Below are 24,742 nucleotides of genomic sequence, written 5' to 3'. Positions count from 1 at the left end.
TATCTAATCTTCAGATATTTTTTTAACATTCAAAACGGTTGGAAGCTGATTATATCAATTTGTCTAATGATGGGCTTTCCAACCGGTATAATAAGGAGTGCTTGATGCCTGAAGTCATTTTCAATGGTCCCGCGGGTCGCCTTGAAGGTCGTTATCAACCCTCACCGGAAAAAAATGCTCCTATAGCTATTGTTCTTCATCCACATCCACAGTTCGGCGGAACAATGAATAACAAGATCGTTTACGACTTGTTTTATATGTTCCAACAACGCGGTTTTACCACATTGCGTTTCAATTTCCGCAGTATCGGTCGCAGCCAAGGTGAGTTCGACCATGGTGCGGGGGAATTATCCGATGCGGCTGCCGCGTTGGATTGGGTGCAAGCCTTGCATCCGGATTCAAAGAATTGCTGGGTAGCGGGTTATTCATTCGGTGCATGGATCGGGATGCAACTTTTGATGCGTCGACCGGAAATTGAAGGTTTTATATCGGTTGCGCCACAACCGAATATTTATGACTTTTCGTTTCTTGCCCCCTGCCCGTCGTCAGGCCTTATCATTCATGGAGATGCTGATCGGGTAGCGCCAGCTAAAGATGTTCAAGGGCTTGTCGACAAGCTCAAAACACAAAAAGGCATTACAATTACCCAGCAGATTATTGAAGGTGCAAACCACTTTTTTGCCGGTCAGGTTGACGAGCTTATCGACGATTGCGCCAACTACCTCGACCGTCGTCTTAATGGTGAATTGTCCGAACCACGTATGAAGCGCCTGCGTTAAAACTTTGCATTTCAGAAAGTTTGTTGAAACCTTGAAGGTAGCGGCCCTTGCGAAACACTCGCAAGGGTTTATTTTTATTTTTTGTTTTCAGAATTTGAAAAATAGACGGGTCCAAAACGAACCAAACAATACACCTGAAAACGCATTTACAATATACCGAAAACGGCGAGAAAAATTTTGATTAATGAAAATGGCGTTTCAGCTATTCAATGATAGAAATTGTCGCTTCGTTGATTATTTCTATGAATTGACTTTACCTTTTGTTTTCCCGTCACAATCAAAACCCGTGCTTTGCCAACACACCACCCGACTGTGGTGACGAGCATCCTGTTGTCGTCGGAAAAGTAATCGGCAAACCGTAACTCGATCTGATTGCAAGATAAGCCCACGCTTCCGCTTCGATAAAATCCGAAGATAGATTTAATGATTGCGCAGTTAATGTGACAATGTCGTATTCTTTAGCGAGCTTTTCCAATGACGCCATAATAGCACGGTTATATGCACCGCCACCCGACACCAGGAGTGTTTTCGGCAATATAGGGAGATGCCTGAATGAATTGACAATTCCATAAGCTGTAATGAAACTCAGTGTTGCCGCACCATCTTCGACAGATATTGTTTTGTCCGACAAGGGTTCAAAACTGCGCCAATCAAGAGAACCGGACTTTTTTTCATTGAAAAACGGGTGATGACGATATGATTCGACGATCGGTTCGATTATCGTTCCGTGAAGTCCGGCTTCGCCATTACGATCGTATGGTTTATCTCTCCTCAAAGACATCCACTGGTCAATCAAAACATTTCCCGGCCCGCAATCAAAAGCATAAAGTTCGTCATTTTTGCCTATGAAAGTCAGGTTGGAAATTCCGCCAATATTGACGAATGCTACCGGAAAATCGATCTTATCTTTCATTTTGTTTATCAAAGCACGATGGTAAACCGGCACAAGCGGTGCTCCTTGCCCGCCATGCTTCATATCATTCGAGCGGAGATCGAAAATCACGTCAATACCGCATTTTTGAGCAAGAAGTTTTCCATCACCCAATTGGATAGTCAGTCCGCTTTCCGGCTTATGAAGAATAGTTTGTCCGTGAAAACCGACAAGATTTACATCGGCTGGCAGCATTCCATATTTCTTGAGTAATTTTTTGACAATATCTGCATGTCTCAGTGTCAGTTCGCGCTCGATAGTCAAAGCAGTTACAGGGAGTTCGTCCCGGCTCTTCACTTCGGTTACATCATCCAGTATATCTTTCAACCGTTTGCGAAAATTTGTGTCATATTGACTCGACAAATGGCCGATAATTTTTATTTCGTTTTCGCCATCGCTTACAAGCACAGCCGCATCAATTCCATCCATCGACGTTCCGCTCATAAGGCCAATGGCCGTTTTTGTCGCGCGCATATTAAGTTTCCCGTAGCGTGTTTCCTTGTGAATCACATCTATTTTATGATAAAGCCCTCAAAACAGTTGAATATTGTTTTCTATGCATGACTTTTTTAGGAAAAAATCTGATGTCCGCTTTTAAATCCGATTTCCTCAATGTTATGAGCGAGCGTGGTTTTATTCACCAAATGTCCGACGAAAAAGGTCTCGACGACCTGTTGTCGAAAGAAGTTGTAACCGGTTATATCGGATTTGATCCAACAGCCGCAAGTCTCCATGCGGGCAGCCTGATCCAGATTATGATGCTCCACTGGTTGCAACAAACAGGCCATCGCCCCATAGCCCTGATGGGAGGGGGAACTGGAATGATCGGAGACCCGTCTTTCAAAGACGAGGCGCGCAAATTACTCACGGTTGATAAAATTGACTCCAATATCGCGGGTATCAAAAAAGTTTTCTCGAATTATATAAAATTCGGTGATGGCGCCACAGATGCAATCATGGTCAACAATGCCGATTGGCTGAGGGATTTGAACTATATAGAATTTTTGCGCGATGTCGGCCGTTTTTTCTCGGTCAACAAAATGCTTTCCTTTGATTCGGTCAAATTGCGGATGGATAGAGAGCATTCCCTTTCATTTCTCGAATTCAATTATATGATCTTGCAAGCCTATGATTTTGTCGAACTCAATAAACGGTTCGGCTTGCGCATGCAGATGGGCGGTTCGGATCAGTGGGGAAACATCGTCAACGGTATTGATCTCGGACACCGTATGGACACACCACAGCTTTTTGCGTTGACGTCACCATTATTGACAACAGCCTCCGGCGCAAAAATGGGAAAATCGCTGAACGGTGCTCTTTGGCTCAATGCGGAAATGCTTTCTCCTTACGACTTCTGGCAATATTGGCGCAATACAGAAGACGCCGATGTTTCACGTTTTCTGAAGCTCTACACGACCTTGCCTATGGACGAAATAAATCGCCTTTCGGCGCTACAAGGTTCGGAAATCAACGATGTGAAAAAAATTCTGGCAACAGAAATCACGGCCATGCTGCATGGCCGCGAAGCAGCAGAAAAGGCCGCCGAAACAGCACGCAAAACTTTTGAAGAAGGTGAGGTCAGTCACGACCTTCCAAAAATCAAGGTTTCATCGGACGAACTTAAAGGCGGAGTGGGCCTTTTGACATTGTTGGTTAAAGCAGGCTTTGCCAAATCGAACGGTGAGGCGCGGCGTCACGTGCAAGGTGGTGGCATACGTGTCAACGACGTACCGGTCGAGGATGAGAAGCGTTCCATAACCGAAAATGATGTTAATGCCGACGGCGTTATAAAATTGTCTTTCGGAAAAAAGAAACACGTCCTCGTGACACCATCGTAACCCCGAACAAAATATAAACTGCTTCCGTTTACGGGCTTTGTGCAGAAAATTTCAGATTACCTCCATTTGTTGCAAATCCGGCTTTGCAACAAATGGATGTCGGTCATAACAATCCCGTGATATTGGCAAAAACTTTTCCCGAAAGCTGACGATAGATCGCCCCTTCGCGTTTATCTCACAGACAAACGCGCCTTCTCGCATGCATAGATAAATTATTTTCGGTTACTCAGCCGAGTTGAGTTTATCAAATGAAACGCAAACTGGAAGAAACTGGCGTCGCACGGAAACCCTTGAACATCAGCTCATCGGCAAGTGAATGAAAACCAACCCTATCTTTGTCGATTGTGGCTTTCATATAGCAGGTTTATTGAAACTCGAAGATTGACCGGAAGATACCCGGAGCAATAACCGAAATCGGATTAACCATGACTTGCGGGTGTTTTGCGTTGCCCTCGATTTTAAATGTAATCCCTATCAAGCCACGATCGCGCCCGTTCCCCAAAACTTGTCCTATGATTGGCAAATCACCGAAGAGGCGGTTCAAACCATAGGCAGGCATGAAAGTTCCGGTAATCGACATATTTCCCGAAACATCATAAAGAACACCCTGAAATGTTGCCCCGACTGTCGGTCCGCGCAAAACACCCCGATCAAGTACAAGATAATTATCACCTTTCCCGATATGGGCATAGGCCAGATCAAAACCGACGCTTGAGCTGTTAATTTTACCCCTCACGGCTTCGTTCAAGCTTTTTCCACCTCCACTTGGACGAGATGAAACAATCGTCGCAAGCCGCGGTTCATCAACAACCTCGAAATTTCTTATACTAACGCGGCCTGACAGCGGTTGACCGGATGATGAATTCAAATCGGCTTTCAAGACACCGCCGCGAATTTTGTCGTAATAATTCATGAACCGCATGAGTGCGCCCGCATCGTTGCTTCTTGCGCTGACAGTCTGGCGACCTTGACTCTTTTGTGTCTCTACATTGATTGACTGGCGACTATGAGTTGAACCGCTTAGTGAAAATTGCACAGCTTTCTGTTGTGTTATCTCGTAAGTTGCATTTACATTTGTCAGCTCTTCACCATAAAAACCTGCAAGATTTCCGATAGAGGCATGCAAGGAAATTGCGGTTTTATCATTTGCATTGTTTTTTGTTGTTTTTCCAAGTTGTTGAATGAGTGCGCGTCCGTCAAAGCTCTTGCCTGTAGCCTCGATATGATAGGATTTTCCGGAACTTATCACTTTCAATGCCAAATCGTCATTCCGGCTTAAATTGGCTTTGGAAAATTCCGCACCGAAAAATTGCTTATCCTTGATATGGATTTGACCCGCTACATCGAGATTTTGCCCCGACAAAGCAAAGTTTTCAATCGAGTAATCCGGTTTATCTTTTATGTTTGAAGGCATATCAAATTGCGCATGAGCCGCCATGCCTTTCCCTTTTTTCCAGCCTGCCCACGAAAATTCAAGATCGGCATTTGTCAGATCGGCGTTAAAATGACGCTTTCCATTATTATCCTGTCCAATTTCGACAGCCACAGGGCCTGAAAGGAAGTTATTGAGAAAAGCAAAGTGTTTCGCCCGAATTGTATCGTCGATATTAAGCGTGATTTTCTCACTTTTTTGCAAGACGGAATTCTCGAAAGGTTGAACAAGCTTTATTTGCGCAGGAAACTCGTTCAGTAAGCCGTTAGCTTCCAGAACAATTCCCGATTTATCGACATCGGCAGTACCTGACGCATTGCTGACGGAGTTGTTTTCGATAGGATCAGGAACGGAAAAATCACTGAAGTTGACATGTGCATTGTAAGTTATTTCTCCACGCGGATTGTCTCGTGTTACCGGAAATCTGAGCTTGATTTCCGCCTCGACATTACCTTGCGCATGATCGGAATTGAAAGGCAGACGATGACGGGCATTTATAGGCGAATATCCGATCATCTCTCCGGCAGCATTTATCTCACCCCGTGCAGTCAAGTCCATATCGGCAAAAACCGGCCGCTGTGGCCCCCATGGTATTACCATAGTTCCTTCGACAGCTTCGATCTTACGACCTTCGGAAAGATAACTGGCACCGCTATCAAGCGTTATTGTCGTCGTCATACCGTCAACCGCAACATTGCCGGAAGCATCGCGTAAAGCAGGCAAATCACCAACGAGATCCGAACGCGTATTGACAATATCGGTTCTGATTTTGACTTCATTGCCGGAAAGTGTGCCTGCCGGAATACCCGATTGGAAATAACCTTGCGGTAAGGCTATTTCAATCGAACCATTTTTTAATTGACCACCAAAAATATGCGACACAACCCATCTTCTCGCACCCGGAGAAATATTGACCGGCCACAATTGTTTGGCTTCTGCAACGTCCATTTGTGGAACATGGAGAACAAAAATCGTTTCCGGAGACCCTGTACCGAATTTCAGGCTGCCCTGCCCCATCAAATTACCATGCGGAGTGTTGATGGTAATTTCATCCATAATGGCTTTTTTATCGGCACTGTTGAATTGGCCTGCAAGCTTCATTTCAAAGCGGAGTGCTATATCCGGCACCTCGTTTGAAGCACTAACCGCGTGTTGTGCTACAATTTCAAAACGGTAATCATTCACCGGTCTATCCGTTTCGGCATTGGCCTGTGTTAGCCCGATAGCTCCGTTAAAGGGAATGACCAATCCACCAATCTGTAGCAGTGACGGCTCGAATTCGATCTTGTTGCTATGGGGCATGTGCAGCAGGTTGAGATTGAACTTCGATGGAATATTCTGTTCGGTGCCGAAATCCATAACCCCTTCGGACATGGCAAGTTGCGTGCGCACAACCGGTTCCTCGTCGATACTGGTGCGATGAGCCTCGACTGTCAGATCTGCTTTACCTTTTAATCTGAAATGCCCGTTATTCGTATGGCCATTTGGTAAGAATGGTGAAACATCGTCGGCAACCCCCAAATGTAGCGGAAGTGATTTAACGTCAAGTGTAATATCCCGTGCATGTCGGTCGATATAATTTGCATTTGCTTCAAGATCTATTTCCTGATCATTCCACGTCAAGGCCGACAACAGCGTGGCCGTTTTCCACCTCATGCGCAAATCGAGATTTTTTATTCCCAAAATAGTGCCATCTGTTCCCGGCATACGCAGAGAAATATTTTTCAATACCAGAACATTGATTGACATTGACCGTAATTTATTGGCGCTCGCGTCAAAAGCGGGAAATAGAATATTGGCGGTTGCATCAGGATCAACCCGACCATAGGAATCTTTCGGTAACTGTGCCAAAAAACCCGGCCCTTGTGACTGCGGCAACAGCACATTCGCATCATGTAGTTCGATCTGTGCTATCTGTAGCTTGCCCAGGAGCAATCCCCAGGATGAAAAACCGACGCGAAACACTCCGATCTGGTCTACCTTTACGCCATCCTTTATATCGTCCAGCATAACATTCTGTGTCTCAAGTGCCAGATGATAATCTTCATCCAAAGATAGTCGTGCATCATTTATTTTGACATGCGCATAATCACCCAGTTGCTGGGACAATGTCGCCTGCATTTTTTGTGTCAGATATTGGCCGCTAATGCCAACTTTCAAAAGCGAGAATATCAAGCCCAGCATTACGATGACTATAAAAGCCGCCCATAGGATGATGTGAAAGCAGCGTTTCAATAATTTTTTACGTTGGCGTGGGGTATCAACTTTCACTCCGTCTCCATGGCGAGACGAAGGAAACTGGTCGAGGCTTTTTATCTCGCTTTTTTTAAAGCGAATCTCTTCATGTGGACCTGTCAAATCACAACCAATCCTGTTTTTCGCTCGCTACATTGAACGGTGTAGAATGAATAATCTGTGACTCGTTATAGCACCGATTAATGTTGATTCATGAGTTTTATAATGTAATTTTACATCTTCTCCCAGAAGAAAGCTTCTATGAAGAAAGGTTATAGAATGACCACGTTGGAAAAAGGCGATATTGCCCCCGATTTCAAGTTGCCGCGCGATAGCGGAAAGATACAAACACTGTCCGGTCTTAGCGGACATCCTGTTGTTCTGTATTTTTATCCTAAAGATGACACAAGCGGCTGCACGTTGGAAGCACATGATTTTACAGAGTTGAAACCCGAATTTGACAAAATCGGCGTTACGATTATCGGAATGTCGCCCGATAAACCTGAAAAACACGATAAATTCAAATCGAAACACGATCTCGACCTTATTCTGGTATCCGACGAAGAAAAAACAACGCTTAACGCCTATGGCGTATGGGTGGAAAAGTCGATGTATGGACGGAAATATATGGGAGTTGAGAGAAGCACTTTTCTCATTGATAAAAACGGCAAGATTGTTGAAATCTGGCGAAAGGTAAAAGTTCCCGGTCACGCAAAAGCTGTTCTTGAAAGTGCCAAAGCTAACGCATGAATTTGCCTGTTAGGGATTTGTTAACTTTTTGGTGCGCAAATAGTTGCCATAAAGGGCATATGGCAAAATGAAATATCTGACAAAAATTCTGGTTTTATCATCAGTTTTCGTTACAGGGATTGTATCCGCTACGATTGCCAAAGACACCACAAATGTAAACATAGGTTCGGGACCGGCTATTCATCAAACGCTTCCCGCATTACCGAAAATGTCGGCACCAAAAACCGAGAACATTGTGTTCAAACCGGATGCGGGTATTGACCCGATCATTACCGGCCCTCGCAGTTAATAGCCCAAAAAAACATTGTCGGCCGTTCAGTTTTGAACAACGTAAGCAATTTGAAGTTTTGCCCCCCTCCCCATTGCCTGTAAACCCAAGTGTTAAGGGCAAATCCTGATTTTCCCCGATAGGCATCGTCACGATTTCGGGGATTACAGATTTTCCACCAAATTCAGCATAGAAAGAGAAGACGTCAGGTGACGTCTTCCACATGTTCGACACCGCCCTTGATCTTTTGGGCAAGCGCTGCTTCCATAAATTCGTCGAGATCACCGTCAAGTACCGCTTGCGGGTCAGTGTTTTCAACACCGGTGCGCAGATCTTTGACCAACTGGTAAGGCTGCAAGACGTAAGAACGGATTTGGTGTCCCCAACCGATTTCTGTTTTGGACGCTTCCAAAGCATTCACTTCGTCTTCTCTGCGTTTCAGCTCCTCTTCATATAAACGCGCTCTCAACATTGCCCAAGCTGTAGCGCGGTTTTTATGCTGCGACCGTTCCGCCTGACATTGAACAACAATACCGGTTTTCAAGTGCGTAATTCTCACCGCAGAGTCGGTGGTATTGATATGCTGTCCGCCTGCGCCCGATGCCCGATAGGTATCAATTCGCACATCCGCTTCCGATACATCCACTTCAATATTGTCATCAATAACCGGATAGACCCAAACACTGGCAAAAGATGTATGGCGTCTTGCATTCGAGTCGTAAGGGGAAATACGCACCAGACGATGCACACCCGACTCGGTCTTCAACATGCCATAGGCATTATGTCCCTTCACAAGTATTGTCGCTGATTTTATGCCTGCTTCTTCGCCATCATGGACTTCAAGCACCTCGACTTTCATGGAATGTTTTTCAGCCCATCTCGTATACATGCGAAGCAGCATTGAAGCCCAGTCCTGACTTTCAGTACCACCAGCTCCGGCGTGAATTTCAAGATAAGTGTCGTTGCCATCAACCTCGCCTGATAAGAGCATTTCAATCTGCCGTTTATCAAGCTCGCTTTTCAATGCATGAATTGACGCTTCGGCATCCCGGATAATGTCTTCATCACCTTCTTCTTCACCCATTGCAATGAGTTCGACACTATCATCGAGTGTCTGCGTCAGATGTTTAATGTTGCTGATTCCATCATCCAGCCGCTGACGCTCGCGCATCATTTCTTGTGCTTTGGCTGCATCATCCCAAAGGCTCGGATCTTCGGCTTTTTCATTGAGGTATTCCAAACGTTTTACTGACTGATCCCAGTCAAAGATGCCTCCTCAGCAGGCCTATAGCCTGCTTGATTTCTTCGACCAAAGTTTCGATTTCTGCACGCATAATGATTTATTTTTCCCGATTTTTTCGTCTTTTATGTTTGTTGAAATGATCGTTTTTCACGCTTTTGGCAAATTTGAAGTGATCTGTCAAAAGGCCTTTTATCAACTGGCAATTCTGTTGCAATATTCACATCGCGAGTTTTTGTCAAAAACCGAAGATCAATAGAGACCGCCGGCACCACTCTGGATTGCTTTATTCACTTGCGGTGAAGTTGGTGCTACCGGCACTCCTTCCTTGAACGAAGTTGACCCGCCAATAACCTGATAAACGTCGGCCGGTCCGGTTCCGGGCTTGAAAGCTTCAACGATAACATTGCTGTTTCCCGGTTCTGCACGCATGCCGGTCTTTCGATCTATTGCAATCTGCGTCATCCCGTCGGGTATCTTGAAATCGACATCCGGTACACCCTTCATGGCATTTTCCATGAATTCTCCAAAGACCGGAACCGCGAGAGAACTACCTGTACCGCCATATCCCAAGGTTGCAGGCTGGTCATATCCGATAAAAACACCAACTACGATATTGGGTGTAAAGCCCATAAACCAGGCATCTTTCGAGTCATTGGTTGTCCCTGTTTTACCGGCGATATGCCGGTTGAGATAAGCAAGACGTGCAGCCGTACCGCGTTGCACAACGCCTTCCATCATAGATGTAATCTGATAGGCGGTCATCGGATCGAGAACCTGATCGCGTTCGTCGACGAGCGTCGGTTCGGGTTGGTTATCCCATGCCCTGACATTGCAGCCTTCACATTTACGCTGATCGTGCCGGTAAATCGTTTTACCGTAACGGTCTTGAATCCGGTCTATCAAAGAAGGCGAAATCGAACGTCCGCCATTTGCAATAACCGAATAGGCCGTCACCATACGCAAAACTGTCGTTTCACCCGCTCCCAAGGCCATTGGCAGGTAAGGTTGCAATTTGTCATAAATGCCGAAACGTTCCGCATATTCCGAGACAATCGGCATTCCAAGATCATTTGCCAATCGTACAGTCATCAAATTACGCGAATGTTCGATGCCATAGCGCAATGTGGAAGGTCCGGCAAAAGTACCGCCATAGTTTTTCGGTCGCCAAACTTCACCATTCGGCTGCTTGATCTCGACAGGGCCGTCAAGAACAACAGAAGCAGGCGTATAGCCATTATCCAGTGCCGCCGCGTATACAAACGGTTTGAACGAGGAGCCGGGTTGCCTGTAAGCTTGTGTTGCACGGTTGAATTCCGATTCAGCAAATGAAAACCCGCCGACCATAGCAAGAACGCGGCCGGTGCGTGGTTCCATGACCACCATAGCCCCTTCGATTTTAGGCGGTTGGCGTAACAAATAGCTGCCATCGTTTCCCGCTTTTTTCTCGACAAAGACGACATCACCCGCTTGCAAAACCCCTGACGGGCTTGAAGCAGATGAACGGCGGTCATTCCTACCGACCATGCGATAAGCCCAACGCATATCGCTGGCGTTGATTGTGGCAACGTCACGCTCCGCCGAAAGTGCACCCGAAACTTCACGTTTCGGCTGTAAACCGATTTTTACTTTGTCAGAAGACACAGCCAAGACGACAGCCAAACGCCATTCCGGAACGTCGCTAAAACCACTCACCTCGCCCAGTGCAACACCCCAATCGTCCGAAATATCAATATGTTTATAAGCACCGCGCCAACCGTGATTCTGGTCATATTTGACAAGACCATCCTGCAAAGCACGACGCGCCATAACTTGTAAATTCGGATCAAGTGTTGTGCGAACCGATAATCCACCCTCGTAAAGTGCCTTCGACCCATAGCGATTTATCAATTGGCGGCGAACTTCTTCGGTAAAATAGTCAGCGGCAAAAATATAGGTGTCGTCGCCCCGCAGAGTAACTCCGAGCGGCTTCAATTTCGCTTGTTCACCCTGCATTTGCGTTGCATAGCTATTTTCGACCATCCGGTCGATCACCCAGTTACGCCGATCAAGCGCGCGTTGGGTATGTTTGAATGGATCATAGTTGCTTGGCCCCTTCGGAAGAGATGCAAGATAGGCGCATTCCTCCAAGGTCAATTCATTCACGGACTTATTGAAATATGTTAAAGCCGCAGCAGCAATCCCGTAGGCGCCCCGCCCCAGATAGATTTCATTCAGATAGAGTTCGAGGATGCGATCCTTGGAATAGGCGCGCTCGATACGCATAGCCAGAATTGCTTCTTTGATTTTGCGTTCCATCGTCGCGTCGGAACTCAATAAAAAATTCTTTGCCACCTGTTGCGTGATGGTTGATGCCCCCTCCGGTCTGCGTCCGGAGCCGATATTTTTGAAATTGCTCACCATTGCGCGGGCAAGTCCTTCCGGATCAAGTCCGAAGTGGGTATAGAAGTTTTTGTCTTCTGCCGAAATAAATGCCGATTTGACCAGATCGGGAACAGACTGGATTGGCAAATAAAGACGGCGATTGGTTGCAAACTCGGCCATAAGGCCACCATCGGCGGCGTGAATGCGTGTCATCACCGGAGGTTCATAATCGGCAAGCACCTGATAATCAGGAAGTTCATCATCTTGCTGTTGGTTCACAGCGGCTGCCGACCCGATCAAGGTTATACCCATGCCGCAAGCAACTCCGGCGGCAAGAAAAAAATTAAAAAACTTCATCATAATACCCGGATGTCGCTTTCTCCCGAACTCGCACAATGCGAGACATTCACTGCTGAGCCTCGTTGCGTGTGCACCGGAATTGCGATAGAAACAAGGCTAAATTGCAATATTTAGTATTTTAATGTCAAAGTTAAGACTATCGTAGCAGTTTTTCTCAAGCATTTTTCTCATGGTTGTGGATTATTTCCGTTGCGGTTGCGATAATTGGCAAATTGTTGCACTGCATTTGCAATCGCGGTTGCAGCGCGTCTGCGCCAAAGCGGATCGGTAATCAGCTTTTCATCTTCCCTGTTCGACAAATATCCGATTTCTACGAGAACCGAAGGAATATCGGGTGCTTTCAAAACCTGAAAACCGGCATAGCGATGCGGATTTTTGATGAGATTTATATTATTTTGCTCAAGGCATGAAATAACCCTGTCGGCGAAGTTTACCGAAAACGAAAGCGTTTCTCTGCGCGCCAGATCAATCAGAATATCCGTAACTTCTGGCGATTCATCGGGTGGCAATCCGTCCACAAGATCGGCTTTGTTTTCACGATCGGCTAAAGCTTTAGCGATATCGTCCGAAGCCTGATCGGAAATCGTATAGACTGTTGCACCGCGCATTGCCGTCATGTTGATTGTGTCTGCATGGATAGAAACAAAAAGATCTGCTCCATAACTTCGCGCTTTTTGCACACGTTCATTCAGTCTGAGAAAAACGTCGGAATCACGCGTCAAAAAAACTTCAAGATTGACATTTTTTTCAAGTTCATCACGTAACGATCTGGCAAATGCCAAAGTCACATTTTTTTCCAACACCCCCGAAATGCTCTCCGCACCACTATCAATTCCGCCATGTCCGGCATCAATCACAATGCGGAAAGGTTTTTGTGCGACTGGCCTGTTTCCGGCTGTCTGTGCATTTTCAGCAATCCCGCTATTCACCAGCTTTTTGAAATTTTGCTCGTTATCTTTGACAAGATCGATAACAAGTTGCCAAAGTCCGCTATCGAGCTGTTCAATGCTGTTTTTTTCGACAGAAAATGGTGCTGTTGTGGTCAGGATAATTCTCGAAGATACCGGACCGGACGAGCCGTAGCGCAAATCGGAAACCATACCGAAGTTTAAAGGCTTTTGTTTCTGTGAAGAAAAATCGACAACCGGAAGGTTGATTACAAGACGGTTCGGATGGTCGAGAAATTGGAGCGAATAGGCAGGATTGGCAGAGAATACCGCAATGAGGCGTGTGCGTGTATTGTCGCCGATCGCCCTTATGTTGATAAGCTCCAGTTTTGCCGGTGCAGCAATACCGGAATTGATAAAACCGGAAAAACACATCAACAAGGCGATAAGAAAAAGAACCCCTCTCGCATTTCCGCTTACAGCAATGAACCCCGATCGCTGTCTTTGTTGATTCATTGCCAAACAATCCTCGTTTCTTTTCGCTTTTGCCCCAAAAACGGGTCGAACAGTAATGCGGCTATTTGGCAATTTTAAGATCGTGCCACTATTGTTTGCAAAAGATGCACATAAACCGCCAAAATCATGTTTTTCAAGGGATAAGTTATGTGTCCCTATAAAGTTACTTGTGTTGGACACAATATCGACTTAAAAGCGTAAATGTCTTGAATGGTCAGGAAAAAATGGATGAACGTTCTTTTAGTCAGTTCATGCAAATAATTTTCCTTCCAAGAAGTCTATAAGCGCCGGGCGTTCTATATCATTTTGTCATAGACTGAATGTATTGGAAACGGGCTTGTAACAGTTAAGTTTCGCTGGTTCGGTTATCCGGACTATTTCAAAAACGTTTTGCCGGAGACTCGCTGGATATGAGTCAAACAAAACTGATAGTGGAAGTTATTTCAATAGCGGCACATGCAAGCTGGAATATGCGCGCCCACTCTTACTATAGTTCGTTGGCAAAGCTTCTATTCATCGGCAGACAGTATTTTTTGCCTCCCAAGAGACTTTCAAGGTCTCTCATCGGCTCTATTATACGTGTCGCCTGCAGGATTTTCTATAATGTCAAACAAAATGCTTATCGATGCCTCCCACCCGGAGGAAACTCGCGTTGTTGTTGTTCGTGGCAATCGTATTGAAGAATTCGATTTTGAATCCGAACACAAAAAACTTCTCAAAGGAAACATTTATCTAGCCCGTGTAACGCGGGTAGAGCCGTCTTTACAAGCTGCTTTCGTTGAATATGGCGGTAATCGCCATGGTTTTCTTGCGTTTTCCGAAATTCATCCCGATTATTATCAAATTCCCGTTGCTGACCGGCAAGCTTTATTAGAGGAAGAAGAAAAAGCAGCTCTTGTCGACGATGAAGACGAACAGGAAAACGAAAAAACTTCCAGAAATAACCGCAGAAAGAAAGTCAAACCGGCTGAAGCTGAAATTGAGAGCGATATAGTCGCCGATTCAGGTGATGAGATTGACGACATTGAACAGGCAGCGGGGGAAGATGCCGAAGACAGTGTCGAGCTTGTCGGTGCTGAAGACGCGTTGGAAGAGGTTCCCGCTCGCGAGCGTGCTCCCCGTCGCCAATATAAAATTCAGGAAGTTATTAAACGTCGTCAGATTTTGTTGGTTCAGGTTGTGAAAGAAGAGCGTGGCAACAAAGGTGCGGCCATGACAACCTACTTGTCCTTGGCGGGTCGTTATTCTGTGCTTATGCCGAATACTGCTCGCGGTGGCGGCATTTCGCGCAAAATCACAAATGTTCAAGATCGTAAACGTCTTAAAGATGTCGTCAAAGACCTTCACGTACCAAAAGGTATGGGGGTTATTTTGCGCACTGCCGGAGCCAACCGCACAAAGGCAGAAATCAAGCGCGATTATGAATATTTGATGCGTCTTTGGGAAAATGTTCGCGCGCTGACGCTTGAATCGGTTGCACCCTGCCTTGTTTACGAGGAAGGTAGCCTTATCAAACGTTCGATCCGCGATCTTTATAACAAAGACATCAGCGAAATTCTTGTTTCAGGCGAGCATGGCTATAGAGAAGCCAAAGACTTTATGCGCATGTTGATGCCCAGCCATGCGAAAGTCGTTCAACCTTATCGCGAACAATTACCGATTTTTGCCCATAATGGTATCGAGGCGCAACTTGATGCCATGTTGCAGCCTGAAGTAACGCTTAAATCCGGCGGCTATCTTGTTATCAACCAGACCGAAGCTCTTGTTGCAATCGACGTAAACTCCGGTCGGTCGACCAAAGAACATTCTATTGAAGAGACCGCCTGTCAAACAAACCTTGAAGCAGCCGAAGAAGTGGCGCGACAATTGCGACTTCGCGATCTTGCGGGACTTGTTGTCATTGATTTCATTGACATGGAAGAAAAGCGCAATAACCGGTTGGTCGAGAAAAAACTCAAAGATTGTCTGAAAGATGATCGGGCACGCATTCAGGTCGGGCGCATTTCGCATTTCGGACTTATGGAAATGAGCCGCCAACGCATTCGTGCTTCTGTTCTTGAAAGCACAATGCAGCCCTGTCCACATTGCAATGGAACAGGCTATATCCGTTCCGACTCGTCATTGGCTCTCCACGTATTGCGGTCAATAGAAGAATATCTGTTACGTAACCCGCATTTCAATATTACTGTTCGGACATCGGTTGCAACGGCACTCTATGTGCTCAATCACAAACGGCAAGCTTTGTCGGATTTGGAACATCGGTTCGGTCTTACAATCAATATCGAGGCTGATGACGAAGTCGGTGCACAAAATCTGGCGATTTATAAAGGAACAGCCGCCGAAGGGACACCTGCGGTTATTCCGCAATTGCCACCGGTTGATGATAGCGAAGATGAAATCATTGTCGAAGAAGACACTTCGGAAATCGATAATGAAACAAAAGATGATAATAATAACGACAATAATCAGAGGCGCAAACGTCGTAACCGCGGCAAATCGAATGACCGCAATGAAGAGAAAGCCCAGCGTACCCGTAATGAGGATGACGTAGTACGCAGCGACGACGACAACAGGCGTCGCCGTCGTCGTGGACGCCGTGGCGGCCGCCGTTATCGTGATGGCGATTTTGAACGTCGCAGAATTCCTTATGCGGAACCGGTTGGCGAATTTGCTGAACGCGCGCTCGCCGAAGTTATTGCCGCCAGACGGCAACGTCGTGTACCGGCTGCCGAACCGGTCGGCTTCTCTGCAACAGAAATTGCAATCAAGGTGACACCTGTAGTTGCAAAAGAACAAAGTGTTCCCGAAATTCCTGCTGAACAACCGAAAATAGATCAGAAGGACAATAAAGACCAGAAAGACCAGGAAGAAACCGCAAAACCCCGCAAGAGACGGACAAAGAAAACGCCTGTTGAAGCCGGAGAAACTGCAGCAGAGAAAAATAGCGAGACAAACTCTCAGACTAACGAAGCGGATGAAACACCAAAACGCTCGTCGCGTGGTCGCAAACGTAAAACAAAAACGGCTGAAACTGTTGAGGCTGTTTCAAATGACGACGCGACAACCCCTGTAGAGACGACGAAAGAACAGGTGCCGCCGGAAGAAGTCGAAAAACCTGCAAAGAAGACAACCAGACGGTCACGTAAAGCGAAAGTCGAGGAACAATCAGACGGAACAGCGTCAGAAACCGAAACGCTTGAGGCGGAAAAATCTGCCAAGAAATCTCGACGCAAAACAACGCGATCAAAAAATAAAACCGACGAGAATGAAAAAACGGTTTCCAGTGAACCGGTTGTAACCTCCTCTGACGAAAATGAAGAAGACAAGCCAAAACGCGTTGGCTGGTGGCAAAGAAAAGGATTTTTCTAAGCGTTTCACTTGAAAATACTTATTTCATCGCTCAAGAACAAGCCTCACAAAGTCCGGAATATAACGGCGTTGTGAGGCTTTTTTGTTGTTGTAAAAGTTAACCAAAATTTTCTCTACAATCCTGCTGTTGACAAAATATCAACGCGAAAGTCTTTACTGCACAACCGACTTTTATTTTATCAGCAATTTTTATCGTTATTTTTGGAAAGGTTATGGGAAGACATAAAATCTTCTGTCTTGCGCCCACTCTTTTTTAATTTTCACGCAATTCTTTCGGCTTCCCTCCCTTTTCCATATTATTGGATAGAGTTGCAAGACCGTAAAAGTCCTGAATGTTGCAGCAAATCGTATTGCCGATTTGCTTGTCACGAACATTGAAAAATCATCGTGACATCAGAAGCAGTTTTATAAAATTCCGGATTGATTTCACATATCGGGAACAACCGGAAATTGGTTCGCGCTAAACGAACGTCTCTCTGCTTATCGAATATTTTCAAGAAATAGATACCATATTGGCGCACCCGAAGAGATTCGAACTCTTGACCTCTGCCTTCGGAGGGCAGCGCTCTATCCAGCTGAGCTACGGGTGCAAATCCGGATTGCAAGAACCCGGTTTGTTTTGAGGTTTTCTAGCCGATCAGAATGATTGGTTCAATGGTGAAAATGCTTTTTGTATTAATAACGTGAAAAAAATCAAAAACTGAAAATATTTTTCGCTTCGCCTTAGGGTATATTATTTGTAGTGCGACAGATGCTTTAGACCGTCATCGCACCATTCCAGAAAACGCGTTCCAATTAACACATCTCATAGATCATGTGGTGCCATGCCTGTTCAAAATGTGATGACAGTTTTTTGCCGCAAACACATTTCTATTTTAATTTTGCAAATGAGAGAATAACCATGCGTCGCAATTGTCGGCAGCAATCAAGCCGCCGAAACATATTTGGATCGAATATCAATCAATTGCACAATAGAACAATCTAAACGCTGAAACCTTTTTGATAAATTTTCTTTGGATGCGGTCGTTTTTTCAGGCTGAAAAGGTCCACCAAACCGAATTTTAGCGAATACCAAACGAAATTCTGGCGAATAGTTGGTTTTGAACGACAAACTACCAACATTCCGCATTTTCAAAATAAGCAACCATAACAGCAGTTAAAGCACACCCTTGAAAACTATTCTGGTGGTGTTTTTGGACTCGCCCGCCCTTTTTACCCGCTCATCAGAACGATCACCTGTAATTTGATAAATGTCGCTATAACAAAACGCAAAACACCAAAATCGGGAGAACAATACCCTTTTTAACGATCGAGTTCTTCCTGCGCAGCTTTCAGCTCTTGTTTTGCCTTTTCAAGTTTTTCAGCTTTACGGGATATTTTTTTCGCGTCACCGCGTGCTTTCGCCTCATTCAGTTCGGCTTCTCTTTCAGAAACCTTGTTCATTTTTTCTGTTATTTTTTGTTTGCGTTCAGCCGCCAGCTTCTTATCGTCACAATTTTCGATATTATCTTCAAGGGCTTTTTCCAACCCCTTTATTTGATGTTTATTGTTATATTGTCGTGCATGTTGGAGTTGTGTTTCGATGCTGTGTTTTTTTGCAGCACAACCTTTCAGAGCCGGTTCTCCATAGGCATAAGAAAAAGAAAAAAGTGCGACAGGTATAATCAAACAAAGTCTCGTTTTCATCACTTCACCTTTTTGGGTAACCGTTTCTTTTCGGCTTGCGTTTCAATTATTTGCTGAACGAATGACAGGAACTTGCCATTATTCATGAACTAAGGCAGCAGAAATTGTCAATGATTGAAAAAACTGTTTTTACAGATTAAGTATCCAATGTTTTGTTTTTATATTGAATCCCAATGTGCGGCCTGCAAATTCAAACTCTTCTGAGACCAGGCTCCCGGAAAAGCGGAATAATTTTATGGATAAATCTATAGAGCGGTTTCATTTTATTGCATCCAGAACCGAACAGGCAAAAAGTTCGATGCAAGCCCTGACTGACCGTTATGGCCAATCGGCAGTGGATGAAGCCGATGTCATTGTTGTATTGGGTGGCGATGGAACAATGCTGGAAGTTTTACGTAACTTCATGAATTCGGGAAAGCCCATTTACGGAATGAATCGCGGGTCGGTCGGCTTTCTTATGAACGAATATAGAATAGCAAATCTGCCGCAACGCATCGCCAAAGCGCACAAAGAAGATATAAAACCTCTCAGAATGATAGCGGATTCGATCTGTGAAGGCCATGTCGAGGCATTGGCGATCAATGAAGTCTCGCTGTTCCGGCAATCATATCAGGCGGCCAAAATCAAAATCAGTATTGACGACAAAGTGCGTATGGATGAACTGAATTGTGACGGGGTCATGGTTGCAACTCCGGCTGGTTCGACTGCTTATAACCTTTCGGCACAAGGGCCGATATTACCTTTACTTGCCCCGCTACTGGCTCTCACGCCGGTTAGCCCGTTCCGGCCAAGGCGTTGGCATGGTGCGCTGTTGCCCAATTCTGTGACTGTCCGTTTTGATATGCTGGAATTGGATAAGCGGCCTGTTAATGCTGCCGCAGACAATGTCGAAGTAAAATCCGTGAGTTCGGTAATTATTTCATTAGCAAAGGGCGTTAAGGCCTCTATTTTATTTGATTCTAACCATTCATGGGATGAGCGTATATTATCCGAACAATTCCGTTATTAAGAAGAATACACGTTAAAACGCGTGGCGAACAAGGGTTTTTGTTGACTTTTTTATGATTGCACCTTAACGCCTTTGTAAGGGGTGTAAGTTGGCTGACTTGTCCTGACCATAGTCATAAAAGTTGGGCGAAAAAGAGAAAGAGTGATAGCGCCTTTGACCAGTTTCAGTGATTTGGGCCTTTCTGAAAAGGTTCTCGAAGCAGTAAAATCCGTTGGATATGAAGAACCGACGCCAATACAACTTGGAGCCATTCCTCATGTCCTGAAGCATGAGGATGTGTTGGGCATTGCCCAAACCGGTACGGGGAAAACTGCTTCCTTTGTACTTCCAATGTTGACGCTTCTCGAAAAAGGGCGCGCAAGGGCACGAATGCCCCGCACCCTCATTCTTGAGCCGACACGTGAACTTGCTGCGCAAGTGAAAGAGAATTTCGATCAATATGGCGCCAATCATCACTTGAGTGTGGCACTTCTCATTGGCGGCGTGTCATTTGACGATCAGGATCGCAAGCTTGACCGTGGAGCGGATGTTCTGATTGCTACTCCGGGACGACTCCTCGATCATTTCGAGCGGGGCAAATTGTTGTTAACCGGCGTTGAAATTCTGGTTATCGATGAAGCAGATCGTATGCTTGATATGGGATTTATTCCCGATATTGAACGTATTTGTAAACTCATTCCGTTTACCCGCCAGACGTTGTTTTTTTCGGCAACCATGGCACCCGAAATTACCAAATTGACCGAGCAATTCCTGCATAATCCGGTCAGGATTGAAATCGCGAAAGCCTCGTCAACCGCCACCACAATTACGCAAAAGCTCGTCGCTTCCGGCCGCAAATCCTGGGAAAAGCGTGCGGTCTTACGCGACCTCATTCATAATGAAGGAAATGAATTAAAAAACGCAATTATCTTTTGTAATCGGAAAAAAGATATATCGGAGCTGTTTCGTTCGCTCGTACGCCATAACTTCAGCGTCGGTGCACTTCATGGCGATATGGATCAACGTTCGCGCATGACTATGCTGGCGAATTTCAAGGAAGGAAAAATTGCTTTGCTGGTTGCTTCCGACGTTGCTGCCAGAGGTCTTGATATTCCGGATGTAAGTCACGTCTTTAACTACGATGTTCCAACCCATGCAGAAGATTATGTTCACCGTATCGGACGAACCGGTCGAGCCGGAAAATCGGGAAAAGCTTTCACTATCGTTACAACGGCAGATAAAAAATACGTCGACGCAATCGAAAAGATGAGCGATCAAAAAATCGAGTGGTATAATGGCGATCTCGCTTCGCTGAAACAGGATACGGGCGAGGAAGAGCCAAACCGTAACGACAAACGCTCCAAATCGGCAGAATCGAAAACCGGAAGAAACGCGAAAAAACGAACAGACAAGGCCGAGCAAAAGCAGGAAAGCAAAAGCCGTGAAAAGCTGCCTGTCGAAAAAATTGAAAAAACAAAAGATGCTGAGCCAAGCCTGAAGCATGCTTCTGCAACGGATGTTCGCTCCAACGACTCTTCAAAAAATTACGCCGGTAAATTATCAAAAGAACCCGCCTCTCCGAAAGGGTTCGGGAACGATATTCCTGCTTTTATGCTGATTGATACGCGGGGCTGATTTAGCCGTAAGCGGGGTGATTTAATGGTACGCGGGGCTGATTATTTGTCGTACGCAAGGCTGATTTAGCCGTACGCGGGATTGATTTAACGGTACGCGGGATTGATTTAGCCGTACAAGGGCTGATTTAGCCGTGGGCTGGGCTGATTTAGCCGTATAAGAGTTGATTTAACCGTTTCTCCGTTCGTTTCATCCGGCATTGTTATAGAGCGGAAAATTCGGCGGTTTGAAGCGGTATTTCGCTGCCAATATAGATTTTATCAAATAAAAATAGCAGCCTTACGTATCGCTAGCTTTTTGCCAAATAGAAAATCTTTGATTAAAGAAAAGGCAGATCAACATCTGCTAATCTGCCTCTATTGGTGTTTCTTTAAACATCAAGTTCAAGCTTTTAAACGCTCAAGAGTTTTGGTTTTTCCCAATAGCGGTAATAATGCTGCCATTTCCGGTCCATGATCGAGGCCGGTGAGCGCCTGCCGCAATGGCATAAAAAGTGCCCTGCCCTTTCGGCCTGTTGCTTTTTTTAATGCTTCCGTCCAGCTTTTCCAGCTTGTTTCGTTAAATTCGCCTTCCGGTAAATAGGAAACAGATTGGTGAACATAATCACGATCTTCCGCTGAAACAGCGTTAAAAGAACCGTTTTTCTCCAATCTTTCCCACCAGAATTTGGCTTCGTTTACCTTGTCAATATTGCCGCGTACTGCATACCAGAAGGGTGAAGCATCTTTTCCGGCTATACCCAATTTCTCCAGACGTGCCTTGACTTCATCAAATTCCAGCAAATGCACAATATGCTTGTTAAGCGTTAACAAATCGGCCGGATCAAATTTTGCCGAAGACTTTGATGCAGATGCCAGATCGAAGTGTTCCAGCAACTCTTCCTGTGTTCTGCATGCTGTTACATTTTCGGAAGTTCCAATCAGAACCGCCAATGACTCGACAGCCATAGGTTCAAAACCTTCTTCCCGTAATGAACGGATTGACAGGTCACCTTTACGTTTAGAAAGACCTTCACCCGAAATGGTCGTAAGCAGATTGATATGGCCGAATGTCGGTGCATGAGCACCAAGTGCCTCAAAAATTGCTATTTGAACGCCGGTATTTGTAACATGGTCATCGCCGCGAATAATATGGGTTATACCCATGTCAATATCATCTACGACAGAAGGCAGGGTATAAAGATAACTTCCATCCTCGCGAATGAGGATCGGATCCGACATAGAGGCAAGATCAATTGTTTGCGGTCCACGCACAACATCATCCCAATGGACATCGGTGCGTCTCGTCTTGAACGGGTCGGAATCGAAATTGGGCAGTTTGAAGCGCCAATGAGGTTTGCGACCTTCGGCCTCAAATGCTTTTATTTCTTCCGGCTCAAGTTTTAAAGATTCACGTCCATAGATTGGCGGAAGTTTGCGAGACAAACGAATTTTACGCCGTCTTTCAAGCTCTTCCTGTGTTTCATAACAGGGATAAAGAAGACCTTGCTGTTTCAACTTTTCAACGACATCATTATAGCGGTCAAATCGCTTGGACTGATAATAGATTTCATCCGGTTTGATACCGAGCCAGTCGAGGTCAATACCGATTCCATCAATATATTCCTGTTTGGAGCGTTCGATGTCTGTATCATCGAAACGTAAAACATATTTACCCTGTTCGGCCTTGGCAAACAGCCAATTAAACAAAGCAATTCTGGTATTACCGATGTGAATATAACCGGTTGGCGAGGGTGCAAAACGAACTTTTATCATAAAACAACTCAATTTTTATCGCGGAAACGATTGGTAATGGGGTAGCGACGATCACGACCGAAATTTTTATGGCTTATTTTTACGCCGGGGGCCGATTGGCGTCTTTTATATTCGGATATATAGAGCAAATGCTCGATCCTTTCGACCAAATCTCTTGGATGTCCACGTTCGACTATTTGGGAAACACTCATTTCTTCATCGACGAGGCAACGCAAAACATCATCAAGTACCGGATATGGAGGAAGCGAATCCTCGTCTTTCTGGTTTTCACGCAGTTCGGCCGATGGTGCCTTATCAATAATATTTTGCGGAATGACCGCGGCTTTTGGTCCCAAGCCGTTCATTGGAAAATGGTTATTGCGCCAGTTTGAAAGTGCATAAACCTGCATTTTATAAATGTCTTTTATCGGATTAAAGCCGCCATTCATATCGCCATAAAGCGTAGCGTAACCAACCGACATTTCAGATTTGTTTCCGGTGGTTACAACCATTGAGCCAAACTTGTTCGATATGGCCATCAAAATTGTGCCACGTGTCCGGCTTTGTAAATTTTCCTCGGTAATATCGGCCTTTGTGCCTTGGAAAAGTGGTTTTAGAGCCTGTTCAAATCCTTCGACCGGTTTGGCAATCGGTACTGTGTCATACCGGCAGCCCAGCATTTTCGCACATTCTTCCGCATCCCTTATCGATTCCGAAGAGGTATAGTTATAGGGAAGCATAATAGCGTGAACACGTTCGGCTCCAAGTGCATCGGTTGCAATGGCCGCACATAAGGCTGAATCGATACCACCCGAAAGCCCCAATACAACGCTCTTGAACCGGTTTTTATTGACATAATCGCCAAAGCCTAGAACGCAAGCCTGATAATCGGCTGCTGCATCATGAAGCATTTTTTCCTGAGGTCCCGAAACACACGACCATTTACCATTCTGTTTTTGCCAGCGACTATATGCAAGCTCGCTTTGAAAATGCTTCATTTGAAAGGCAAGCGTTCCATTTGCATTGACCGCAAACGATCCACCATCGAAAACAAGTTCATCCTGACCGCCGACTTCATTCGCATAAACAATTGGCAGAGAAGATTTCAATACCTGTTTTTTAACGACTTCATAGCGTAATTCCGGTTTTTCACGATTATAAGGAGAGCCATTGGGAACGAGTATGATTTCCGCGCCCGCTTCGGCAAGTCGGGCTGCGACTTCATCATCATTCCAGATATCTTCACAGATTGGCAAACCGATCTTCATGCCGCGGAATTCTACCGGCTGCGGACATGGTCCGGCAGAAAAAACCCGTTTTTCGTCAAACTCGCTATAATTCGGCAGGTCGAATTTCAGGCATTCGGCAACGACCTTTCCCCCGTCAAGAACGACAGCGGCGTTATAGACGTGGCCTTTTCGACGTATCGGAACACCGACGATAATACCGGCACCCGTAGCCGTTGCCGACGCAAGTTTCGACAACGCTTTTTCACAAGTTTCAATGAAAGAGGGTTTCAGCACAAGATCTTCTGGTGGATAACCGCTGATAAAAAGCTCGGTAAACAGTAGAAGATCGGCACCGGCTTCACTCGCCTCGTTATGGGCTTTCAAGGCAAGATTCAAATTGCCTTCAATGTCGCCAACAACCGGATTGAATTGTGCAACAGCGAGCGTCAGATCATTTTCTATCAGCTTTTTGGTCATGGTCTTGATTTAGCCTGTCATCGTT

15 protein-coding genes and 1 tRNA gene are annotated in these 24,742 nt (G+C 45.4%); 7 read left to right on the top strand and 9 right to left on the bottom strand.

Annotation, left to right across the window (positions count from 1 at the left end; all coding sequences use genetic code 11):
- Positions 1-104 precede the first annotated feature (104 nt).
- Positions 105-779, top strand: a complete 675-nt coding sequence (locus GQS64_RS06820; RefSeq protein WP_077992084.1) for an alpha/beta hydrolase — start codon at positions 105-107, stop codon at positions 777-779.
- Positions 780-1,056: 277 nt separating this feature from the next.
- Here the strand turns inward: GQS64_RS06820 and GQS64_RS06815 are convergent, their stop codons facing one another.
- A complete protein-coding gene (locus GQS64_RS06815) occupies positions 1,057-2,184 on the bottom strand; it encodes an anhydro-N-acetylmuramic acid kinase (protein ID WP_198231074.1) in 1,128 nt (375 codons plus the stop codon).
- 110 nt (positions 2,185-2,294) lie between these two features.
- On the opposite strand from GQS64_RS06815, the gene tyrS reads away from it, so the two are divergent.
- Positions 2,295-3,548, top strand: a complete 1,254-nt coding sequence (tyrS, locus tag GQS64_RS06810) for a tyrosine--tRNA ligase (protein WP_198231073.1) — start codon at positions 2,295-2,297, stop codon at positions 3,546-3,548.
- A 364-nt stretch (positions 3,549-3,912) separates the two neighbouring features.
- On the opposite strand, the gene GQS64_RS06805 is transcribed toward tyrS, so the two are convergent.
- A complete protein-coding gene (locus GQS64_RS06805; RefSeq protein WP_198231072.1) occupies positions 3,913-7,338 on the bottom strand; it encodes a DUF3971 domain-containing protein in 3,426 nt (1,141 codons plus the stop codon).
- Between the two features lie 156 nt (positions 7,339-7,494).
- On the opposite strand from GQS64_RS06805, the gene bcp reads away from it, so the two are divergent.
- Complete coding sequence (gene bcp / locus GQS64_RS06800; RefSeq protein WP_198231071.1) at positions 7,495-7,965, top strand: thioredoxin-dependent thiol peroxidase; 471 nt, start codon at positions 7,495-7,497, stop codon at positions 7,963-7,965.
- Positions 7,966-8,032: 67 nt separating this feature from the next.
- Positions 8,033-8,254, top strand: coding sequence for a hypothetical protein (locus GQS64_RS06795; RefSeq protein ID WP_198231070.1), 222 nt, complete (start codon positions 8,033-8,035; stop codon positions 8,252-8,254).
- 184 nt (positions 8,255-8,438) lie between these two features.
- On the opposite strand, the gene prfB is transcribed toward GQS64_RS06795, so the two are convergent.
- From prfB to GQS64_RS06780, 3 genes are all read right to left on the bottom strand, one after another.
- Positions 8,439-9,567, bottom strand: a protein-coding gene (prfB, locus tag GQS64_RS06790; RefSeq protein WP_198231069.1) for a peptide chain release factor 2 whose coding sequence is annotated in 2 segments (ribosomal slippage) — positions 8,439-9,497 and positions 9,499-9,567 — 1,128 coding nt in all. Because the reading frame shifts where the segments join, the coding sequence is not laid out codon by codon here.
- A gap of 158 nt (positions 9,568-9,725) precedes the next feature.
- A complete protein-coding gene (locus tag GQS64_RS06785; protein WP_369805232.1) occupies positions 9,726-12,197 on the bottom strand; it encodes a penicillin-binding protein 1A in 2,472 nt (823 codons plus the stop codon).
- 167 nt (positions 12,198-12,364) lie between these two features.
- On the bottom strand, positions 12,365-13,600 hold the full coding sequence (locus GQS64_RS06780; RefSeq protein WP_369805231.1) for an N-acetylmuramoyl-L-alanine amidase: 1,236 nt from the start codon (positions 13,598-13,600) through the stop codon (positions 12,365-12,367).
- 603 nt (positions 13,601-14,203) lie between these two features.
- Between GQS64_RS06780 and GQS64_RS06775 the strand changes: the two genes are divergently transcribed.
- On the top strand, positions 14,204-16,969 hold the full coding sequence (locus GQS64_RS06775; protein ID WP_198231068.1) for a ribonuclease E/G: 2,766 nt from the start codon (positions 14,204-14,206) through the stop codon (positions 16,967-16,969).
- A gap of 513 nt (positions 16,970-17,482) precedes the next feature.
- Here GQS64_RS06775 and GQS64_RS06770 read toward each other — a convergent pair.
- Together GQS64_RS06770 and GQS64_RS06765 are read right to left on the bottom strand one after the other, a co-directional pair.
- Positions 17,483-17,559 (bottom strand) — tRNA-Arg (locus GQS64_RS06770).
- A 712-nt stretch (positions 17,560-18,271) separates the two neighbouring features.
- The gene (locus tag GQS64_RS06765) at positions 18,272-18,655 is read right to left on the bottom strand and encodes a DUF1090 domain-containing protein (protein WP_198231067.1); all 384 of its coding nucleotides are present in this window, start codon (positions 18,653-18,655) and stop codon (positions 18,272-18,274) included.
- Between the two features lie 235 nt (positions 18,656-18,890).
- On the opposite strand from GQS64_RS06765, the gene GQS64_RS06760 reads away from it, so the two are divergent.
- Together GQS64_RS06760 and GQS64_RS06755 are read left to right on the top strand one after the other, a co-directional pair.
- Positions 18,891-19,664, top strand: a complete 774-nt coding sequence (locus GQS64_RS06760; RefSeq protein ID WP_198231066.1) for an NAD kinase — start codon at positions 18,891-18,893, stop codon at positions 19,662-19,664.
- 141 nt (positions 19,665-19,805) lie between these two features.
- On the top strand, positions 19,806-21,278 hold the full coding sequence (locus tag GQS64_RS06755) for a DEAD/DEAH box helicase (protein ID WP_198231065.1): 1,473 nt from the start codon (positions 19,806-19,808) through the stop codon (positions 21,276-21,278).
- Positions 21,279-21,661: 383 nt separating this feature from the next.
- Here GQS64_RS06755 and gltX read toward each other — a convergent pair whose 3' ends face one another.
- Together gltX and GQS64_RS06745 are read right to left on the bottom strand one after the other, a co-directional pair.
- A complete protein-coding gene (gene gltX / locus GQS64_RS06750; protein ID WP_198231064.1) occupies positions 21,662-23,032 on the bottom strand; it encodes a glutamate--tRNA ligase in 1,371 nt (456 codons plus the stop codon).
- 8 nt (positions 23,033-23,040) lie between these two features.
- A complete protein-coding gene (locus GQS64_RS06745) occupies positions 23,041-24,717 on the bottom strand; it encodes an NAD+ synthase (RefSeq protein ID WP_198231063.1) in 1,677 nt (558 codons plus the stop codon).
- Positions 24,718-24,742: the final 25 nt, after the last annotated feature.

Source organism: Bartonella sp. P0282, from assembly GCF_048452985.1.
GTDB classification, from domain to species: domain Bacteria; phylum Pseudomonadota; class Alphaproteobacteria; order Rhizobiales; family Rhizobiaceae; genus Bartonella; species Bartonella choladocola.
This window is presented reverse-complemented; position numbering and strand designations above follow the sequence as displayed.

Bases quoted from the DNA above. Each gene is read 5' to 3' on its own strand.
- GQS64_RS06780 (WP_369805231.1), bottom strand. From the start codon at position 13,600: ATGAATCAACAAAGACAGCGATCGGGGTTCATTGCTGTAAGCGGAAAT.
- GQS64_RS06795 (WP_198231070.1), top strand. From the start codon at position 8,033: ATGAAATATCTGACAAAAATTCTGGTTTTATCATCAGTTTTCGTTACA.
- GQS64_RS06765 (WP_198231067.1), bottom strand. From the start codon at position 18,655: ATGAAAACGAGACTTTGTTTGATTATACCTGTCGCACTTTTTTCTTTT.
- tyrS (WP_198231073.1), top strand. From the start codon at position 2,295: ATGTCCGCTTTTAAATCCGATTTCCTCAATGTTATGAGCGAGCGTGGT.
- gltX (WP_198231064.1), bottom strand. From the start codon at position 23,032: ATGATAAAAGTTCGTTTTGCACCCTCGCCAACCGGTTATATTCACATC.
- GQS64_RS06785 (WP_369805232.1), bottom strand. From the start codon at position 12,197: ATGATGAAGTTTTTTAATTTTTTTCTTGCCGCCGGAGTTGCTTGCGGC.
- GQS64_RS06820 (WP_077992084.1), top strand. From the start codon at position 105: ATGCCTGAAGTCATTTTCAATGGTCCCGCGGGTCGCCTTGAAGGTCGT.
- GQS64_RS06815 (WP_198231074.1), bottom strand. From the start codon at position 2,184: ATGCGCGCGACAAAAACGGCCATTGGCCTTATGAGCGGAACGTCGATG.
- bcp (WP_198231071.1), top strand. From the start codon at position 7,495: ATGACCACGTTGGAAAAAGGCGATATTGCCCCCGATTTCAAGTTGCCG.
- GQS64_RS06760 (WP_198231066.1), top strand. From the start codon at position 18,891: ATGGATAAATCTATAGAGCGGTTTCATTTTATTGCATCCAGAACCGAA.
- GQS64_RS06745 (WP_198231063.1), bottom strand. From the start codon at position 24,717: ATGACCAAAAAGCTGATAGAAAATGATCTGACGCTCGCTGTTGCACAA.
- GQS64_RS06775 (WP_198231068.1), top strand. From the start codon at position 14,204: ATGTCAAACAAAATGCTTATCGATGCCTCCCACCCGGAGGAAACTCGC.